The organism is Planococcus sp. BI3, from assembly GCF_056680115.1.
This window is the reverse complement of the sequence record NZ_CM155266.1, coordinates 299,071-317,851: the sequence shown is the minus strand read 5'-3', so window position 1 is coordinate 317,851 and position 18,781 is coordinate 299,071. Positions and strand designations below refer to the sequence as shown.

At 45.3% G+C, this 18,781-nt stretch carries 16 protein-coding genes; 3 read left to right on the top strand and 13 right to left on the bottom strand.

Going from position 1 to position 18,781, the window contains the following annotated elements; genetic code table 11:
• Positions 1–43 precede the first annotated feature (43 nt).
• Together fur and AC1MEO_RS01580 are read right to left on the bottom strand one after the other, a co-directional pair.
• Complete coding sequence (gene fur, locus AC1MEO_RS01585; RefSeq protein ID WP_006829823.1) at positions 44–505, bottom strand: ferric iron uptake transcriptional regulator; 462 nt, start codon at positions 503–505, stop codon at positions 44–46.
• A 104-nt stretch (positions 506–609) separates the two neighbouring features.
• Positions 610–1,161: an NUDIX domain-containing protein gene (locus AC1MEO_RS01580; RefSeq protein WP_480333877.1), complete on the bottom strand. Its 552-nt coding sequence runs from the start codon at positions 1,159–1,161 to the stop codon at positions 610–612.
• Between the two features lie 79 nt (positions 1,162–1,240).
• Between AC1MEO_RS01580 and AC1MEO_RS01575 the strand changes: the two genes are divergently transcribed.
• Positions 1,241–2,143, top strand: coding sequence for an aldo/keto reductase (locus AC1MEO_RS01575; RefSeq protein WP_480333876.1), 903 nt, complete (start codon positions 1,241–1,243; stop codon positions 2,141–2,143).
• A 75-nt stretch (positions 2,144–2,218) separates the two neighbouring features.
• Here the strand turns inward: AC1MEO_RS01575 and AC1MEO_RS01570 are convergent, their stop codons facing one another.
• The 11 genes from AC1MEO_RS01570 to AC1MEO_RS01520 all read right to left on the bottom strand — a co-directional run bounded on the left by AC1MEO_RS01570 (position 2,219) and on the right by AC1MEO_RS01520 (position 15,592).
• Positions 2,219–2,917, bottom strand: a complete 699-nt coding sequence (locus AC1MEO_RS01570; RefSeq protein ID WP_480333875.1) for a Crp/Fnr family transcriptional regulator — start codon at positions 2,915–2,917, stop codon at positions 2,219–2,221.
• A 51-nt stretch (positions 2,918–2,968) separates the two neighbouring features.
• Positions 2,969–3,985, bottom strand: coding sequence for a GTP 3',8-cyclase MoaA (gene moaA / locus AC1MEO_RS01565; protein ID WP_480333874.1), 1,017 nt, complete (start codon positions 3,983–3,985; stop codon positions 2,969–2,971).
• 73 nt (positions 3,986–4,058) lie between these two features.
• Positions 4,059–5,588, bottom strand: a complete 1,530-nt coding sequence (locus AC1MEO_RS01560) for a nitrate/nitrite transporter (RefSeq protein ID WP_480333873.1) — start codon at positions 5,586–5,588, stop codon at positions 4,059–4,061.
• A gap of 748 nt (positions 5,589–6,336) precedes the next feature.
• The gene (locus AC1MEO_RS01555; protein WP_480333872.1) at positions 6,337–6,864 is read right to left on the bottom strand and encodes a hemerythrin domain-containing protein; all 528 of its coding nucleotides are present in this window, start codon (positions 6,862–6,864) and stop codon (positions 6,337–6,339) included.
• Between the two features lie 25 nt (positions 6,865–6,889).
• On the bottom strand, positions 6,890–7,537 hold the full coding sequence (locus tag AC1MEO_RS01550; RefSeq protein WP_480333871.1) for a response regulator transcription factor: 648 nt from the start codon (positions 7,535–7,537) through the stop codon (positions 6,890–6,892).
• On the bottom strand, positions 7,534–8,568 hold the full coding sequence (locus AC1MEO_RS01545) for a sensor histidine kinase (protein WP_480336004.1): 1,035 nt from the start codon (positions 8,566–8,568) through the stop codon (positions 7,534–7,536). Before AC1MEO_RS01545 ends, AC1MEO_RS01550 begins: the two co-directional genes overlap by 4 nt.
• A gap of 32 nt (positions 8,569–8,600) precedes the next feature.
• Positions 8,601–9,059 carry a GAF domain-containing protein gene (locus AC1MEO_RS01540; RefSeq protein ID WP_480333870.1) on the bottom strand — a complete coding sequence of 153 codons (459 nt, stop codon included), beginning with the start codon at positions 9,057–9,059 and terminating at the stop codon, positions 8,601–8,603.
• A gap of 38 nt (positions 9,060–9,097) precedes the next feature.
• Positions 9,098–9,787 (bottom strand): respiratory nitrate reductase subunit gamma, encoded by a 690-nt coding sequence (gene narI / locus AC1MEO_RS01535; RefSeq protein ID WP_480333869.1) that lies wholly within the window; start codon positions 9,785–9,787, stop codon positions 9,098–9,100.
• Entirely contained in the window at positions 9,771–10,349 is a 579-nt protein-coding gene (gene narJ, locus AC1MEO_RS01530) for a nitrate reductase molybdenum cofactor assembly chaperone (RefSeq protein WP_480333868.1), read from the bottom strand. The genes narI and narJ overlap by 17 nt, the downstream gene beginning before the upstream one ends.
• Positions 10,342–11,928 carry a nitrate reductase subunit beta gene (gene narH, locus AC1MEO_RS01525; protein WP_480333867.1) on the bottom strand — a complete coding sequence of 529 codons (1,587 nt, stop codon included), beginning with the start codon at positions 11,926–11,928 and terminating at the stop codon, positions 10,342–10,344. The genes narJ and narH overlap by 8 nt, the downstream gene beginning before the upstream one ends.
• Positions 11,918–15,592: a nitrate reductase subunit alpha gene (locus tag AC1MEO_RS01520; RefSeq protein ID WP_480333866.1), complete on the bottom strand. Its 3,675-nt coding sequence runs from the start codon at positions 15,590–15,592 to the stop codon at positions 11,918–11,920. Before AC1MEO_RS01520 ends, narH begins: the two co-directional genes overlap by 11 nt.
• Positions 15,593–16,055: 463 nt before the next feature.
• Here AC1MEO_RS01520 and AC1MEO_RS01515 point away from each other — a divergent pair, with 463 nt between their 5' ends.
• Together AC1MEO_RS01515 and AC1MEO_RS01510 are read left to right on the top strand one after the other, a co-directional pair.
• The gene (locus tag AC1MEO_RS01515; protein ID WP_480336002.1) at positions 16,056–16,481 is read left to right on the top strand and encodes a hypothetical protein; all 426 of its coding nucleotides are present in this window, start codon (positions 16,056–16,058) and stop codon (positions 16,479–16,481) included.
• Positions 16,478–18,322 carry a YecA family protein gene (locus AC1MEO_RS01510; RefSeq protein WP_480333865.1) on the top strand — a complete coding sequence of 615 codons (1,845 nt, stop codon included), beginning with the start codon at positions 16,478–16,480 and terminating at the stop codon, positions 18,320–18,322. Before AC1MEO_RS01515 ends, AC1MEO_RS01510 begins: the two co-directional genes overlap by 4 nt.
• Positions 18,323–18,781: the final 459 nt, after the last annotated feature.

Genomic DNA, 18,781 nt, shown 5'->3' with positions numbered 1-18,781 from the left:
ACAAAAAAAGGACGGCCTGTATGGGCCGTCCTTTTGGCATCAGTTATTCTGATGGATTTTGAGAACTGCTGTCGTTGCAGCGCCAGCAGATGCCATGGAAAGTAAGACGGTGGTCTTTAATTTGGAAATTCCAACGTTTCTCTACTATGTTCTCCACATCTTCCAGAAGGTCTTCCTGAATTTCATCCACTGCTCCACATTCCAAACACACAAGGTGATGGTGGAAATGTGCTGCGCCTTCCTGACGCAGATCGTAGCGCGACACGCCATCACCAAAATTTATTTTGTCGACAATTTTCAGTTCTGTCAAAAGCTCTAACGTTCGGTATACAGTTGCCAGACCGATTTCCGGTGCAATGTCTTTCACTAAAAGATAGACGTCTTCCGCACTTAGATGGTCTTCTTCATGATCTAACAAAACTCGAACTGTCGCTTCACGCTGTGGCGTCAATTTGTAACTCGCAGCGTGTAATTGCTTTTTAATCCGATCAATCCTGGTTTCCATGCGACGCCCTCCCTCAAACTGCCTCTATTATATCAAAAGGGAGTTCTCAATTACAACATTACTAACTACCCTTTAATTATAATTGTTATAAAGAGAGAATCGTTTCAATTCTCAATTGCGATCCGTTGCTTTGCCCACAGCACAGCAAATGCTGTTTTCGCATCGTAAATTTTTTCATCCACAACCATCTGTTCTGCTTCTTCAATGGTCACTTCCATCAATTCTACGAATTCGTCATCATCAAGCACCGCACCATTTGTCGCTTTGCTCAAGCCTTCCGCTGCAAACATATGGACCACTTCATCCGCAAATCCGGGAGATGTGGCAAAAGTTTGTATTTTAACCAACCTCTCAGCTGTATAGCCTGTTTCTTCTTCCAACTCACGCATAGCGGTATACTCAGGTGCTTCACCAGGTTCCAGCTTTCCTGCCGGAATTTCCACAAGAGAACGTTCCAACGCTTTTCGGTATTGTTCCACCAGGATGATTTTATTTTCAGGTGTGATCGCGATGATGGCGACCGCTCCTGGATGTTCGATCAATTCACGTTTCGATGTGTGGCCATTGGGAAGCGTCACATCATCAACTTTCAAATTAATGATTTTCCCTTCATACAAACGATTGGAATGGATGGTCTTTTCTTCAAATTTTTTCATTGGAATCCTCTTTTCATTTGTGGTTTCTCTGAGGAAAAGTATACCATATTAGATATGACAGACTAAATGAGGTGGAAAAATGAAGAAAAACTTTTTGGGTACCAGTAAGATCCAAGTCAGCGAAATCGGCTTGGGCTGCATGTCCCTGCCAACAGATGCACGAGAAGCAGGCACCATTGTTGATAGAGCGATCGCACAAGGCATCAATTATTTCGATACTGCGGATTTGTACAATAAGGGAGCGAACGAGGAAGTTGTCGGCAAAGCGTTAAAGCACCACCGAAAAGACATCGTCTTAGCCACCAAAGTAGGCAATCAATGGAGCGCCCAATCAGATGAGGTCCAGTGGAACCCGACGAAAGCCTATATTAAACAGCAGATCCATGCGAGCTTAAAGAGGCTGCAAACCGATTACATCGACCTGTACCAATTGCATGGCGGCATGATCACCGATGATGCCGAAGAGACCATTGAAGCTTTCGAAGAATTAAAAAAAGAAGGCTTGATTCGCGCTTATGGCATTTCCTCCATCCGCCCGAATGTCATCAAACGTTTTCTCGATAAAAGTGACATTTCCTCCATCATGATGCAATACAGCTTATTGGACCGCCGGCCAGAAGAACTGCTCGACGGCATCGGCCAAGCCGGAACATCCGTCGTCACGCGTGGATCTCTTGCGAAAGGGCTATTGACCGGCGAAGGGCTTCAGCGGGCAGAAAAAATGGACGGTTACTTAAGCTACGGTGCACCTGAACTGAGGGATTTGCTGCAGAAATTACTGGCAGTCCACGACAATCTGCACGCCTTGGCATTGCACAGTGTGCTTCAGCATGACACGATCAGTTCCGTGGTCGCAGGGGCCAGTTCAGCAGAGCAGATTAACGCGACCATCAAAGCCTACGAAACGCCCGTTTCACTGGAACAGATTGCAGAGGCTAAGGTTTTGACCCGACAGGACACCTACCAGGACCACCGAGAATAAAATATGTCTTGTTCCGTGGAACAATAAAAAACCAGCCGCATTTCCGTCAATAAGACGGATTGCAGCTGGTTTTCTTTATTTATAATGCGATAAAGCTTCCATATCCACTATGCGGATCGCTCGTTGGTCGTCTTGCCGGATCCAACCTTCATCTTCAAACTTAGCCAATTTCCGGCTGATAGTCTCCGGCGTGGTCCCAAGGTAAGATGCAAGGTCTTTCCGTGACATCGGCAATTGAACTTCCGGGCTTTGACCGGATTCAGCTTGCTGGATTAAATACAAAGCAACTCTTGTTTCGGTATCTTCTGTCGTAAAACTGGTCACTTGATGCTCTGTCTGATCCAGCCTCAACGAGAATTCCTTGATGATCTTCAGGGATATCTGCGGATACTTTAAAAACAGTTTTTTTATGTCTGGACTGTTTATTGTGCACAGTTTTGTAGCTTCCATTGCTTCTGCATAGGAATCATGGACATTGTCAGTAAAAAGAGCCAGTTCGCCCGTAAAATCACCTGGTTGCAGAATCCGGATCACTTGTTCTTTGCCGTTTTCAGTCAGACGATATACTTTTAATTTACCTTTATGGATGATATACAAAGAATCGGATTTTTCGCCTGCCCGGTACAGGACTTCGCCTTTTGATAAATCCCGTCCTTTGGTGGTGTTTGCAATTTCCTTCAGTTCGGTTTGTTCGAGATGATTAAAAATAGGTACAATGGACACACATAGATGTTCATGTGGCGAAGATGGTTGCTCCAACCCATTATTCTCCATACTTTCCCTCCTATATTAATCCACGTATTTGGATCTTTTCTTTAGTATAGATCAACCGCCAATATAAGACATGCCGATTTTCTTCCGATTTTTAGCACCTGCTTCAGTCCGTTCATCAGAATAGCGGTCTGTTCTGCCGCTCCAGACTGCACCGATTGCTTCGAGCAGCTGTGAATCATTCCAATCGTTTCGGAGAAGCTCACGGATATCAAATCCTTCTGTTGCAAAAAGGCATGTATAGAATTTACCATCGGATGATAATCTGGATCGAGTGCACGATGAGCAGAAGGATTCTGAAACCGATGTGATGAAACCGACTTGAGCATCGCTGCCTGCATAGCGATACCGCTTGGCCACTTCCCCAAAATAGTCTTCATCGACAGCTTCCAATGTATAGACCGTTTCGAGCTTCTTGAGTATTTCCAGTTTGGTTACGACTTTTTTGAAGCTCCAATTATTATCATTTCCGACATCCATAAACTCAATGAAACGCAAGGTGATGTCCCGTTCTTTGAAATAGGCGGCCATCGGGATAATTTCCCCGTCATTGACATTTTTTTGAACCACCATATTCACCTTAATTTCAAAACCGAGTGCTTTTGCATAATCAATCTGTTCCAGAATAGTTTCTGAACTGACCCCTCTTCCATTCAAACTCCCGAACAATTCCGGATCCAGTGCGTCCAGGCTGATATTCAGCCTTCTGAGTCCCGCATCATACAAAGCCTGGCCATGCTTTTTGAGCAACAATCCATTAGTGGTCAATCCGATATCTTCTACGCCTTCGACCGAAAAGATCATTTTGATCAATTCCGGCAGACCTCTGCGCAATAAGGGCTCTCCACCTGTTAGGCGGATTTTTTTAACCCCCATTGACACAAATAATTTAGTGAGCCTATGAATTTCTTCAAAAGTCAGTAATTCCTCTTTCGGCATAAAAGCATAATCGTCACCGAATACCTCTTTCGGCATACAGTATGAACAACGGAAGTTGCATCGGTCTGTAACAGAAATCCGCAAATCCCTCATTGGACGTCCCAGCTTGTCCGTCAATGGTTGTATCAACATCATCTCATCCTCCTCCCTTGCGTGCTATCTTCAATTCTATTCGAAATTCCCTGCTTTATTTATCGTCACTCAGTCAAGTAGTCATTACTGGAATCGAACTGTTTTTTTTCTGGTATTCAGTAGTGATATCAGTAAAGGTTCCGACATAACGGACGACTTCACCGGTATCATCCTTTACAGCACTGATATTCAGCCATTGGAGATACTCTTCGCCATTTTTGCGCCGGTTCCAAATCTCGCCTTGCCACATACCAGTCTGTTCAATTTCCTGCCACATTTTTTTATAGAAGTCTTTTGGCTGTCTGTCGGATTTCATGATGCTTGGATTTTGTCCGACGACATCCGCTTCGTCAAATCCAGTCAGTTTAGTAAAGGCAGGATTCACCGTTTTGATTTTCCCGGAAATGTCTGTCACCAGAATGCCCTGGCCTGTAGATTTGAAAACTTCGGCCGACAACTGCAGACGATCCTGGTAATACATCCAGACAACCAGCACTAAACTTGCCAATGCCACTTGGGAGAGGAGCATGAAGCCGATTGAATATTGACCCGTAACCGAAAAGATGATTGATAGCATGATCGGTGGGAAAAACCCACCCAGTCCGCCCATCATAGAGACGATACCGTTCGCAATACCGGCTTGCTTATTAAAGTAGAACGGCACTAATTTAAAGATGACACCGTTGCCGATACCAGCACTTACTGCAATAGCCAGCGTACCGACTGTGTAAATTCCGATTGTTGGAGAAAAAGCCAAGACAATAGCAGCAATCGTATAGATGAAGAACGTACCCATCAACAGCAGCAAAGGCTGCAGTTTATCGGCAAGCCAACCGCCTACTGGCCGGAGAAAAGTCGCGAGTGCGATAAAGCCGGCGGTCCGCATACCCGCATCCACTTTATCCAGCTCGAAATTGTTGACAAGAAAGTTTGGCAGATAAATCGTGAATGCTACAAACGAACCGAAGGTGATGAAATAAAACAAGGAAAAAAACCAAAGTTTTTCATTTTTATAGACGCCCTTAATCTGTTCAAGAATAGGGGTTTTCACTTTCGGTTCCTGGCGGTCACCAATGAAAAAGTTCAAAGCTGCAAAAATCAGCAACAGGATCAAGTAAAGTTTAACCGTATCTGACCAGCCAATTTGATTGGCGATCAATGGAGCTGAAAATGTGGTGACGGCTGTACCGATGTTACCAGCACCATAAATTCCGTTGATAAATCCGTGTCTTTCCTTTGGGTAGTATTTCGGCAGCGAAGTTACCCCTACCGAAAAGACCGCTCCACCAATACCAAGGAATAGTCCACTGATGATCAGATCTGTAAAGCTTGAAGCTTCACTTAAGTAAAAGACCGGAAATAAAAGTAGGATAAAACTGACTAAAAATATAATTCGCGCTCCAAAGATATTAGCGTAATAGCCAAGTGGAATCCGCAGAATAGAACCCAGTACAACAGGTACAGCAGTTACAATAGCCAGTCTTTCCGGAGCTATGGCTATATCTTCACTAATAAATGGAATAAGAGAAGATATAATCACCCACACCATAAAACCAACCACGAGATTCATTGTTTGAAGGGGCAATTGCAGTTTCTTGATCATCAAAATCACCTTTTCCGTTGAATTTTCTTTACGATTTTTTTATATTGATTCCCTGCTCTCATTGTATCCCGAGAACACCGTCTTTTTAATTAGGGAGCGCCCTCCTACTGCAAGGGGAAACCCTTAATTAAGAAAAGCGAAAGCGCCCGTGTAGCCCCGACAAGCGCTGGAGGCTTTACCGGTAATGGCGTTCCTTGCCATTGTCGGTATAGCCGAAGCGACTCGAGGGGCTGGGCGCTGGAGCTGGACAACTAGAAAAGCGAAAGCGCCCGTGTAGATTCAACGGGTATAAGACGATCTGGCAGAGTGGCGTTTTTCCAGCCGCACAGCCAGAGTGGCTTATGTCCCTAGAATCTGGGCGCTGGAGCTGGACAAAGAAAAGCGAAAGCGCCCGCTTAAGGAAGGTAACCTAAGTACGCGACTTCCTGTCGCAACGGTTACCTGACCCACATCCTGCGGGCCTCTGTCGGGCTATAAGACAGACCGGCGAAGCGGCATGTTTTCAGCCGCACAGCTGGGCTGGCTTATGACCCAAAGAGCTGGGCGCTGGAGCCTGGACAACCAGAAAAGCAGAAGCGCCCAATAGCAGAAACTGATCTAAGCGGCTTTTGGCACGAGAGCCTCCCTGAGCTGCGCATTCAGAAACAGGGCGATGGATAAAAGTCGTCTCTCTTTGTTCAGATCTTTTCATATTCCGCGCATTCTTAAACAAAAAAAAGCTGCTTCTCTTAGAAGCAGCTCAAACAATTCAGGTGATAAGGGTATTCAGTTTTTTGTATAATTCATCTTGATCGGCCGCTTTCATGGCTTTTTCGGCCATCGGAAACAATACGGTTTCCTCTTTCATGAAATGGACGGTCAAAACTTCAAATGCCTCTGCCGCATCCAGTGCGACACCCTTCATCTGTTCCAATGTCAGCAGATCGATATTGTCACGTGTGTGATGAAAAAAATGCCCGATATAAGCATCGATTTCCTGATGCTCATCCTGAATACCGACAAGCGGCCCCTGCTCGAACCCAATATAATCACCAAGTGCCGGAAAAAAGAATTCTTCTTCTTTGTCAGTATGGTTTTTGAAGGGTTCAACAAACTCAAAGAGCTTTTGGCGTAAAATTTTCATGTTTTCACGGCCAGCTTCTAAGCTCAATTTTTCATCTTCAAAAGACAAGACCAGCGCATGCCATTCATTCATCAAGAATGTTAAATAAACATGCTCATTTTCCAATAGCCTCATACCGGGTTCTTTAAATCGAAGCTCTGATTTTTCTGTCATAAAAAGATCAACTCCCAGCTATTCGTCAAAAATTCAATAGTTTTTTCTTCAATACGTATTCCACTAACTCAGGTCTGCTCTTCAACTGGAGCTTTTCCATGATTTTCGCTTTATGCGCTTCCACCGTCTTCACAGAGATGAAGAGCTTTTGTGCAATTTCTTTATTGCCGTAGCCTTTTGCAACCAACGGAAGAACTTCAATTTCTCGTTTGGACAATAACTCAAAAGGATCTGATTCTTTTACATTGTGATCTTTGTTGACTAATTCACGAACCAATGAAGTGGCCATTTTCGGATGAATATAGGTTCCGCCATTGTAGATGACCCGAATAGCCTGTAGCAGCTCTTCATCCGGAGCACTTTTCAGCATATAGCCTGAAGCGCCATTCTTCAATACATGGAACAGATATTCCTCGTCGTCGTGCATCGTCAGTATCAGAATCTTGGTTTCAGGAAAATCTTCCTTAATCTTTCCCGTCGCCACTAAACCACTCTCACCCGGCGGCATGCTTAAATCCAGCAGCAGCACGTCCGGCTGATGCTTGGCCACCATTTGATAAGCTTCGATTCCATCGGCAGCCAGGGCTATAACTTCCATATCTTCCTGGAAATTAAGGATCATCGAAAACCCGCTTCTCACAATCGCATGATCATCCGCTATGACTATCTTCATTTTACCACCTCACGGTTGTCGTCCAAAGGCACACGCAAATGGACGGTTGTCCCTTTGCTGACTTCAGAATTGATGGTTACTTTGCCCTGTACCAATTCAGCCCGTTCATTCATACCATATAGCCCAAGCCCGGTTCCTATTGGATTTTGCCCTGGGATAAAGCCAATGCCTCTATCCTTTACGATCAATTGCAGGGTGTTGCCTTCTTCTTTCAAAACAACTTGGACGATTTCTACCTGAGCATATTTAATGGCATTCAAAACAGCTTCCTGACAAATCCGGTACATCACCGTTTCTACTTCACTTTCATAGCGGTTACGTTTAATCGTCGATTTAAAGTCAACGGTTATGCCATAACTTTCCTCTACTCGTTTAAAATAAGAGCGAAAAGCGGCCTCCAGCCCCAAATCATCAAGAGCCGATGGACGCAATTCGACAGATAAATTACGGATGTCATCCATCAGCCTGATCAATGTAGCCGTACTTTCACTGGTTTTCTTCAAGACTTCTTTATCTTCAGTCATATATTTTAAAGCACGCAAATCAACGACAGCACTCAAGAGTTCCTGAGCCACACTGTCATGCAACTCTCTTGAAATCCGCTTGCGTTCATTTTCCTGTGCTTTAATGACATTTTTCGTCATCGTGTTTTGCTGCAGTTTGGTCTGCGTTTCGAATTGAATCGACAGATCCCTTAGGATGAAGACCCGTGTGCCTTTTTCAACATCAATGATGTGGAAAGTCGCTGCATAAGGAACGACACCTTTTCCTGTTGTTTCCAAAAACACTTGAAAAGAAGAGAAATCCTCGTGGTTGGAACTGGTGAAATAACAGTCTTTGCAGGTTACCAGCTCGCTCTCGCTGGTGTACCCCCGGCAAACATTGCAAAGAGCATTTTCCGCCCCTTTTTTTAACTGATCCAGTACCTGGATATCTATAATGTTTTTTGCTGCAGGGTTCATCGAAATGGTCTTTCCTTCACTCGAAAAAAAGAAAATTGCTTCTGTGCTGTTTTCATACATCTTCAGCATCATATCAACTAATTGATCCTTTTTGTCAGAAATCAATTCCACATCAATTCCTTCCCGTCCAGCGTGCCCAGACCGGATTTCGACATGCTGATCAGCAGCTGCAATCTTTCCGGCGTCATCAGATGAGGTTCCCGAAAGCCTCCCAAAAGCACTCCGACCACTCTTCCGCCATGCCATAAAGGAGTAGCGCCTATACTCTTCAATTTTTCTAGCCGTAATATAGGATAATTAAATAAATCATCTTTCGCAGCAAATTCACTTACATCCGAAATCAATAGAGGCTTGCCGCTTTTAAAAACTCCACCGGCAATTCCTTTTCCTGATTGCAGGACTACTTTTTTGATGCGGCCACTTAAATTGCCCGAAATGTATTGCCACTTTAATACATGCAGGTTTTCTGCTGGCTCGACTAATGCAAGCGCGATAATATCACAACCGGTAGCTTCCCGGATCTTTTCAATCTGTAATTGGTATTCTTCTGTGTGCACCATATTCTAGTCTCCTATCAAACTAAAAAGTGAGACCCTCTTTAATTTGTTGGTTTATGTCTTCTATACAGGATATAACTTCTTCCCACATAATTCAACGGTACACTCCAAACATGCACAAGACGGGAGAATGGCCAGAAGGCGAATATTGCGAATCCTGTCAAAACGTGGATTTTGAAAGACAAAGGCACGTCAGCCATGATCGCCGGATTTGCCTTAAACAGGAACAAATCACGGAACCAAACTGAGATAGTCATCCGGTAATCAAAATCAGGTTGAACCACATTGGTGACCAGTGTGGCATACATTCCCATAATTACGATGAAGAGCAAGAGTGAATTAACTGCCAGATCAGAAAAAGAGCTCAATTTCCGGACACTTGATATAGTAAAACGTCTAAACGTCAGAATAATCATGCCAAACAAAGTCATGAAACCGAAAATCCCGCCGATATAGATGGCTCCGATATGGTACAAATGATCACTGACGCCTACTGCATTCATCCATGAAATCGGAACCACCAATCCGCCAATGTGACCAAAAATCACCGGGATGATACCAAAATGGAACAATAAACTTCCGATCATCAATTGTTTTTTCTCAATAAACTCACTGGATTTTGCCGTCCAGTGAAACTTATCGACTCGGTATCGGTAAATATGTCCAAAAATGAAGATCGCCATACATAAATAAGGGAAAACTACCCAGGTTAATCTACTTACCGTTTCCATCGACAGGTGCCTCCTGTTCAATACAGACTTTAAATGTTTCACGTAATCCTTTTACGAGATGGAAGTAAGGACTATCTTTTTTCTCTAAAGATTTCAGCAGATGATAGGTTCCATCTTCCAGCACCGCAATCAGCATCTGGAAACTTTGAGGTCCCCGGGGATCCCCCAGCCACTCAGCTGCATAAAGAAACTCGCAGATCAGTGGCAGAAAATCGGACAATTCCGTATCCGGCATTTCAAGGCCGAACATTTCATACGAGACCTTCAGCTTAGCAAGCATCTGGCCCCGCTCCTTGGCATCCTCAAACTTAAAGTATGTCATGAACAATGTGCTGTCTTTATCAAAATCGAAAATCTCGGTATACATTTCCTGTATTTGATCCAAACTCAACTCATGCATTTGTTCCCAATACCGCTGAACATGCTCATATGCCGGATGTTCCGGATCAAATGATTCCTCAATCATCGAGGGATGAAAATCCAGTTTTTGCGGATAGGTCAAGTGATGGGCAAAAAAACCAAATGACAGCTTATAACGATATAATTTTTCTAAATTAATCACGCCATATACCTCCGTAGAAGTTTTCTTCATAGATTTCTTTGCCTGTTTTGGTTGCTGTTCCAGTCGGGCTCGGCGTTGCCGGACCACAACTGTCACACGATCCACCAGAGTCGGTTCCCCATCCGCCCATACCTTCTGTATCAAAGCCTTCCATTCCTTGCGCACGGTACGGATTGACCCGTCCTTCACGATGCGTGCTTGGAATAACAAAGCGATCTTCGTATTTGGCAATCGCCAAAAGCCGGTACATTTGTTCTGTCTGATGGGCCGTCATGCCAATTCGTTCCAAGCGGCTTTCATCGAATTCTCTGCCGGTTGTCTTCGCACGCATGAACGAACGCATCATTGCCATACGCTGCAGCGATTTCTTGACTGTTTCCGTATCACCAGCAGTCAGCATATTGGCCAAATACTGTATCGGTGTACGCATTTCTTCAATCGCCGGGAAAATCATATCCGGATTTTTAATGGAATCTTTGCCTTCAAAATAGTTCATGATCGGGCTAAGCGGCGGCACGTACCAAACCATCGGCAAAGTACGGTATTCCGGATGGAGTGGGAAAGCAAGTTGATGCTCAATCGCCAGTTTGTAGACCGGTGAATTCTGTGCTGCTTCTATCCAGTCTTCTGAGATGCCATCTTTTCGTGCGATTGCCATCATTTCAGGATCAAATGGGTCAATGAATAAATCACATTGCGCTTTGTACAAATCTTTTTCATCCGGTGTAGAAGCCACTTCCAGAACACGGTCTGCATCATATAGAAGAACTCCTAAATAACGGATGCGGCCCGTACAGGTTTCCGAACAAACCGTCGGCAGTCCCGCTTCAATCCGTGGGAAGCAGAATGTGCATTTCTCTGCTTTGTTGGTCTGCCAGTTAAAGTAAACTTTTTTGTAAGGGCAGCCTGTCATGCAATAGCGCCAGCCTCGGCAAGCTTCCTGATCGACCAGGACGATGCCGTCTTCTTCGCGTTTGTAGATAGCTCCGGAAGGACATGATGCGACACAGCTTGGATTCAAGCAGTGTTCACAAAGTCTTGGCAAATAAACCATAAATGCTTTATCGAAGTTGAATTTAATTTCTTCTTCGATTTTTTGGATATTTGGATCCAGCGGGCCCGTAATGTGGGCTCCTGCTAAATCATCTTCCCAGTTAGGACCCCATTCGAGATCCATCTTTTTGCCAGTAATGACAGAGTGTGCACGGGCAACCGGTGAGTGTTCCAATTCTCCGGCGTTGGTCAAGTGCTCGTAGTTATATGTCCAAGGTTCGTAATAATCCTTCATTTCCGGCATATCCGGGTTATAAAAGATTTTCCCCAATGCGACTTTTGATAATTTATTGCCTGACTTCAATTCCAATTTCCCTTTGCGGAGCTGCCAGCCGCCTTTATAAAGTTCCTGGTCTTCCCAGCGCTTCGGATATCCGATGCCTGGTTTTGTCTCCACGTTGTTGAACCACATATACTCTGCACCTTTACGGTTGGTCCACGTCGTTTTACACGTGACACTGCAGGTATGGCATCCGATACATTTATCCAGATTCATTACCATTGCTACTTGCGCTTTAATCTTCAAGCCAGTCAACCTCCTTAATTTTCCGAACTGCTACGTATTCATCACGCTGATTTCCGATAGGCCCGTAGTAGTTGAAGCCATAGCTGAGCTGAGCGTATCCGCCGACCATTTGAGTCGGTTTCATGTGGATGCGGGTCGGCGCATTGTGGCTGCCGCCGCGGGTATCCGTAATTTCAGAACCCGGCACCTGAATGTGTTTATCCTGGGCATGATACATAAACATCGTGCCTCTTGGTATCCGGTGGCTGACGACCGCACGTGCTGTGACAACGCCGTTTCGGTTATAGACTTCGAGCCATGCATTGTCGTCGATATCGTGCGCTTTTGCATCTTCGTTGCTGATCCAGACAGTCGGACCTCCACGGAATAATGTCAGCATGTGCTGATTATCCTGATAAGTGGAATGGATATTCCATTTGCCGTGAGGCGTCAAATAACGAAGCACAAGCGTGTCAACGCCGCCTTTTATCTTTTTATCATTCTTGCCGAAAACCATCGGCGGCAATGTCGGTTTATAAACCGGCAAAGCTTCGCCGAACTGTTGGAAAATTTCATGGTCGATATAGAAATGCTGTCTGCCTGTCAATGTCCGGAATGGCACTAAACGCTCTATATTCGTTGTGAATGGAGAGTAACGTCGTCCCATTTTATTGGATCCACTGAACACTGGCGTCGGAATAACTTCACGCGGCTGGACAGTGATGCTTTGGAAAGTGATTTTTTCTGCTGCGCGGTCTGCTGAAATATCTCTCAGTTGGACGCCTGTGTCTTTTTCTGCTTCAATATATGCTTTTTGTGAAACACGTCCGTTTGTCGCTGACGAGATATTCAGCATGGCATCCGCCACTTGTCGGGCCGTCTCGATTTTCGGCAGGCCATTCTTGATGGTTTCATCAAAGTGAGTGCCGTTTATGTGCTTCAATTCCTCATACTCATCTGCTACGGAGAAGCTGACGCCGTGCGCGCCGGTTTTACCGACTGCTAAATTAGGTCCCAAGGTAATGTATTTATCGTGGATTTTGGTATAATCCCGCTCGACAATACTGAAATTCGGCATTGTCTTGCCTGGAATCGCTTCAATTTCCCCTTTAGTCCAATCCTTGACGATACCCATCGGCTGCGAAATTTCGCTTATCGTATCATGCGCAAGCGGTGTAATGACTACATCTTTATAGACGCCAGGCAAATGCGTTTTCGCCATCTCTGAGAATCTTTCAGCCAATTTAGCGTAGATGTCCCAATCCGAACGGGATTCCCAAAGCGGGTTGACCGCCGGATTAAATGGATGGACAAAAGGATGCATGTCAGTTGAAGACAGGTCGGTCTTTTCATACCAAGTTGCTGCCGGCAAGACGATATCCGCGTACAGCGGAGTCGAAGTCATACGGAAATCAAGTGCAACCATTAGGTCCAGCTTGCCTTCAACATCTTCCCGCCAAACGATTTCTTCTGGTTTGTCATCGGTGTTCGGTTCTGCCAACAAGCCGTCTTTAGCGCCTAACAGGTGCTTCATGAAATATTCCTGGCCTTTAGCAGAACTTGAGATCAAGTTGGAACGCCAGATGAACAGGGTTCTTGGGAAGTTTTCAGGTGCGCCTGGATCTTCCACCGCAAATTTCGTTTTGCGGGAAATAACTTCTTCCACTGCATGATCGATAATATCTTTATTGGTCTTTCCGCCTTTTTCTGCAGCTTCTTCTGCGAATAATAAGCTGTTTTTATTGAACTGCGGATAAGAAGGAAGCCAGCCCAATCGTGCTGCCAAGACATTATAGTCAGCCGGGTGCTGATAGGCGACATCTTCTGCCAGAGGTGAAGTCAATGCATCTATGCTGCCTTCCTCATATCTCCATTGCTCAGTTGCAAAATAGAAGAACGATGTTGCATTCTGCAGTCTTGCAGGGCCTTGCCAATCTTTAGCGAATGCGACCGTTGACCAGCCTTCAATCGGACGGCATTTTTCCTGACCCACGTAATGGGCCCATCCACCGCCGTTGACGCCTTGTGAAGCTGTCAGGATGACCAGGTTCAAGATGGCACGGTAGATCGTATCGCTGTTGAACCAGTGGTTGATGCCGGCGCCCATGATGATCATTGAACGTCCTTCTGTATCAATCGAGTTTTGTGCAAATTCACGCGCAATCTGAACGACGATCGATGCTTTGACAGATGTTACTTTTTCCTGCCATGCAGGGGTATAGAATGATGTTTCATCGTCGTAGCCTTTTGCGTTATATTCACTTTCGGTCCGAATAATTCCATATTGGCTCATCATCAGATCGTATACAGTTGCAGCATAGCGTTCAGTGCCGTCTGCCAATGTTACTTTTCTTGCAGGAATCACACGTTTAAAGACGCCATTTCCTTGGTTATCGAAATAAGGGAAGACGATTTCCTTCCATTCTTCATCATGGTCAACAACACTCATTGCAGGTTCCACTTTAGAGCCATCTTCATTCTCTAGAATCAGGTTCCATTTTTTATCTTCTTCCCAGCGCTGTCCCATCGTGCCGTTCGGGACCATCAATTTGTCTGCCGCTTCGTCAAAAATGACCGGCTTCCACTCTGCATGTTGGGAAGTGTCGCCTAGATCGCTGGCGCGCAGGAATCGACCGCCTTTTAATGCATCTTCATGCGGATCCAAAAGAATCATGAATGGCATATCCGTAAATTGTTTCGCATAATTGATGAACATCGGTTCTTGTCGTTTTTGGTAGAACTCATCTAAAATGACGTGCGTCATGGCCTGTGCCAATGCAGCATCCGTCCCTGGATGAGGAGCCAGCCAATTATCCGCGAATTTCACGTTTTCTGCGTAATCAGGTGCCACAGATACTACTTTTGTTCCTTTATAACGAACTTCTGTCATAAAATGCGCATCCGGTGTACGAGTCATTGGAACGTTCGAGCCCCACATCATCAAATACCCGGCGTTGTACCAATCCGACGATTCCGGTACATCTGTCTGCTCGCCCCAAATTTGTGGAGAAGCAGGAGGAAGATCGGCGTACCAGTCGTAAAAGCTCAGCATCTGTCCACCAAGAAGCGAGATGAAACGTGCTCCTGAAGCGTAGCTGACCATCGACATCGCTGGGATTGGCGTAAAGCCAGCCACGCGGTCTGGACCGTATTTCTGGATGGTATAGATCAATTGTGCTGCGATCAATTCCAAAGCATCTTCCCAGTTGACACGGATATGTCCGCCTCTTCCGCGCGCTGATTTATAGAACATCGCTTTCTCAGGATCTTCTACTATACTTGCCCAAGCATCTACAGGATTCGCATGGCTTGCGCGTGCTGCTTTCCATAAACGCCAAAGTTTGCCTCGCATATAAGGGTATTTCACACGTAACGGGCTGTATTCGTACCATGAAAATGTGGCGCCCCGTGGACAGCCGCGTGGTTCAAATTCCGGCATATCGGGTCCGCAGGAAGGATAATCGATCTGCTGATTTTCCCAAGTGATGATGCCGTTCTTCACAAATACTTTCCAGCTGCATGATCCTGTACAGTTTACTCCGTGCGTAGTGCGTACTACTTTATCGTGTGACCATCTTTGGCGGTACATATTTTCCCAATCCCGACTTTTTTCTTCCAGGATGGACCAACTGCCCGAATAACTCTCGACTGGTTTAAAGAAGTTTAATCCAAATTTTGTCTTCATCGCTTATACCCACTCCTTCTCATGAATGAAAACTATTGAAGGGAATCAATTACAAATTCATTCGTATAGCCTTATTATGGTAGTCCCTCTTAAAAGTTCCCATTAGGGAATGTCCTATAGAACCCCTGGAATTCCCTTGTTCGTTGATATTTGAAAATTCCGTTGCTCCGGCATTGACGGCATCCGCTCCTTCTTATAGGGATTCGGCTATACCATGCCAGGTAATAAGTCTTCTCTTTTCTTAGCAGATGCCACGAGACCGTATTTTTTATCGGGGCAAATGCTTGCCATACTTAATAGCCAGCCTCGGATTGGCGGCCTCCAAAATATTGCCTGCCGCTCGAATTCCCCCGCTCCACAGCGAATAAGGGAGTTCCCTCTTTCGCTGCAGGAAATGCCCTAGCTGGAAAATCAGCGGTTTTCGACATGTTATACTGAAAAAAAATGAGGGGAATGAATGATTATGTCAGGACCATCTTTACGCCAGTTGCATGCCCATCATGCAATCCATCAAGGCGCGTTATCTGGAGCATTAACCAAAACCGAAGAAGTGGAAGACCTATTGAGAGCCAAAGAATTCGAAGTTGCCCGCCAGGCAGCGGATCATTTGCTGGAGTATTGGGAAACGCGGATCATCAGCCATGCCGATGCGGAAGAAGAAGGATTTTACCAGGAAATGCTTGAGCAGAAACCTGAACTCAAGCAAATAGTAGCCGATTTGACACGCGACCATGAAATTATGCGCCTCGTAGCTGCCGACATCAAAAAATTACTTGTGGAAGAAGGCGTCAGCTATGAAGTCATGAAACAATTTCATGCGCTGCTGGTTGTGAACGCCATCCACAGCCGCGAAGAAGAACGGCAGCTGCTTCAGGAGCCTTCATTATGATAAATACAATTGGAAGAAACGACCTATGCCCTTGTGAAAGCGGCAAAAAATACAAAAAATGTTGTGGAGTGGATGATTCCACTAAACTGATGACTGAAGAACAAAACAAAGTGCTTCAAGGGCTGCTTCAAGAGTTTTTTGAAAATCATCCCCGTCCGTCAGAACAAAAAGAATTGGTGAAATGGAAAGATAAAGTCGAAAATATTCTTGTGCCTCTTTACGGTGAAGATAAATCAAACGGCATCATCGGCGATCTCTTCTTCTTTTCTGAACGTGTTGATGTATGGAATGCTTTTATCGAAAAAAAGATCGCCAAAGAAGAAAGAACGCAAATCAAGCAGATTCTTAGCTCATGGCTTGATCCCCTGTTTATGGCCGGCGAAGTTCTTTCCGTCTCCAATTACCATGCACAGGTCCGTGATTTGCTGTCTGAACAAGTCACGGAAATTGAAGTCAATGAATCTTTCCCTGTTGAAACTGGAAATATCGCAACCGGCTTCTATTTGCCTGATATCCGGATTGGAGACCATTTCATGATGGTCCTGAACAGCCTGACAGTTGCGGTTGAAGTAAACCAGGAAAGTGTCCAAAAGCTCAAGGAAATGTATCAATCCTCAGAAACTGAAAACGCGCAGGAATTTTACCACCAGAACATGCTGGCTGTTTACCAAATCCTGAGCAGCGGCCTTCTAAGCACCGGGCAAGTCTCTTCTGCGGTTCTTGAAACTGTAGAAGAGTTGGAGAATTTCCTCATTGCCTATGATTTGAAAAGCGATGAATTAATCGAAGCCTTCTTTCATTACGCAGAACCCTTAGCCGCAATTCCTGAAGAAGCAGTCGCCGGGGCGATTCAGTTTGCCATCGACCACCACTTGGTGAAGCTGGACTGGACTATCGAGGAAACAGCGCAGCATTTCGGGGTGGATACAGAAGGACTGGCTCTATTCAAAGATGGACTTGGCTCTTTTTACCATACTGCCAAGAATAACGAAGACCCAGAGAAAGAAGCCGTTTATGCATTTGAAGTAGGAACGGACCCAAAAGGCAATGAACTTCAGAACTGGCAGTTGTATATGCATTTGAAAAATGCCACCATTACGAGCGAAAATGAATTAAAACGCCAAATGGAGTATTATCACAGCAAATCCTATGAGCCGAAAACCAAGGCGGAAACTGCTCAACTCTTAGCCTACAGTGCATACACAAACACGGATCGGGCAAGCCAGCTAGAGCAGATTCAACAACTGGACCCCCAAAATACAGATGCCTTCCTATTGGCAGCTGAAGCCGAAATGGACATAACAATAAAAGAACAATTGCTCCAACAGGCGATTGCCAGCGGCAAAGAACGCTTTGAACTGGAAATGGATGTAGCCTGGTTGTACGTGCCAAACCGCCCATACCTGCGCTCTCTGTTTTTGCTTGGGAATTTCTATTGGGAGCAAGCTCGCTTCGAAGAAGCTTTCCCTATCTATTATGAAGTGATGCGTTTGAACCCCGGTGATCATCAAGGGGTACGTTATTTAGCGGTTTCGGCGTTAATTGCATTGGGCCGCCTGGAAGAAGCAGAAAGCTTGATCAGCCATTATGAGGAAGAACTCAGCGACAATGCATTCTATGCATGGTTTAGATGGTCTATTGAACGGCAAAAAGGGATGCTTTCCCAAACCGTTCAAACGCGTTATGTGGAAGCCGTCGATCAAAATCCTTATGTGAAAAAATATGTTGAAAAGCGGCATGCTGCTTTGCCTTATCCAAAATCGGCTGTCATCACTCCCCGTTCCCCTGAAGAAGCAGGGTTAATCTGGACGTTTTTGGCACCAACTCTTGATAAACGGTAAACACACTTTGGAACAGATGAAAAACTAAAAAAAGGCTGCATCTTCTGTAATAGAAGATGCAGCCTTTCAAACTGTAGACAAAGTTTGACCAAAATCTATAGCGGTACATAATCCCCAAGCGGTCCGGCCACTTCGCTTTCCGTGGGCTCAGCTTCAGCCTCCTCGTCACTGCGTTCCTGCGGGGTCTTCAGCTTTCGCTGTCCCACAGGAGTCTTCGTGGCCAGCTCGCTTGGGAGGGTGTTGCTTCGATCAAAAAGAGAAGCTTGCTAGTCAACTTCAGGAACTGTAGTCCCTACAAATCTGGTAAATCCTTCACTCAAGGATCCGGAGCGCAAGGCGGCGAAGGGCAAAGATATGCTCCTGCATCGCTACGCTGCTTCGTCGCAAAGATAATGGCCGAACTCCCTTCGGCGATTATCTTTCCTGCGGGAACAGCGAAGTGCCGAAATCCACTCGGGC

What these genes read in the sequence shown, in the direction of transcription:
- fur (WP_006829823.1), bottom strand. Translation starts at nt 505, where the DNA reads ATGGAAACCAGGATTGATCGGATTAAAAAGCAATTACACGCTGCGAGT.
- AC1MEO_RS01580 (WP_480333877.1), bottom strand. Translation starts at nt 1,161, where the DNA reads ATGAAAAAATTTGAAGAAAAGACCATCCATTCCAATCGTTTGTATGAA.
- AC1MEO_RS01575 (WP_480333876.1), top strand. Translation starts at nt 1,241, where the DNA reads ATGAAGAAAAACTTTTTGGGTACCAGTAAGATCCAAGTCAGCGAAATC.
- AC1MEO_RS01570 (WP_480333875.1), bottom strand. Translation starts at nt 2,917, where the DNA reads ATGGAGAATAATGGGTTGGAGCAACCATCTTCGCCACATGAACATCTA.
- moaA (WP_480333874.1), bottom strand. Translation starts at nt 3,985, where the DNA reads ATGTTGATACAACCATTGACGGACAAGCTGGGACGTCCAATGAGGGAT.
- AC1MEO_RS01560 (WP_480333873.1), bottom strand. Translation starts at nt 5,588, where the DNA reads ATGATCAAGAAACTGCAATTGCCCCTTCAAACAATGAATCTCGTGGTT.
- AC1MEO_RS01555 (WP_480333872.1), bottom strand. Translation starts at nt 6,864, where the DNA reads ATGACAGAAAAATCAGAGCTTCGATTTAAAGAACCCGGTATGAGGCTA.
- AC1MEO_RS01550 (WP_480333871.1), bottom strand. Translation starts at nt 7,537, where the DNA reads ATGAAGATAGTCATAGCGGATGATCATGCGATTGTGAGAAGCGGGTTT.
- AC1MEO_RS01545 (WP_480336004.1), bottom strand. Translation starts at nt 8,568, where the DNA reads ATGCTGAAGATGTATGAAAACAGCACAGAAGCAATTTTCTTTTTTTCG.
- AC1MEO_RS01540 (WP_480333870.1), bottom strand. Translation starts at nt 9,059, where the DNA reads ATGGTGCACACAGAAGAATACCAATTACAGATTGAAAAGATCCGGGAA.
- narI (WP_480333869.1), bottom strand. Translation starts at nt 9,787, where the DNA reads ATGGAAACGGTAAGTAGATTAACCTGGGTAGTTTTCCCTTATTTATGT.
- AC1MEO_RS01520 (WP_480333866.1), bottom strand. Translation starts at nt 15,592, where the DNA reads ATGAAGACAAAATTTGGATTAAACTTCTTTAAACCAGTCGAGAGTTAT.
- AC1MEO_RS01515 (WP_480336002.1), top strand. Translation starts at nt 16,056, where the DNA reads ATGTCAGGACCATCTTTACGCCAGTTGCATGCCCATCATGCAATCCAT.
- AC1MEO_RS01510 (WP_480333865.1), top strand. Translation starts at nt 16,478, where the DNA reads ATGATAAATACAATTGGAAGAAACGACCTATGCCCTTGTGAAAGCGGC.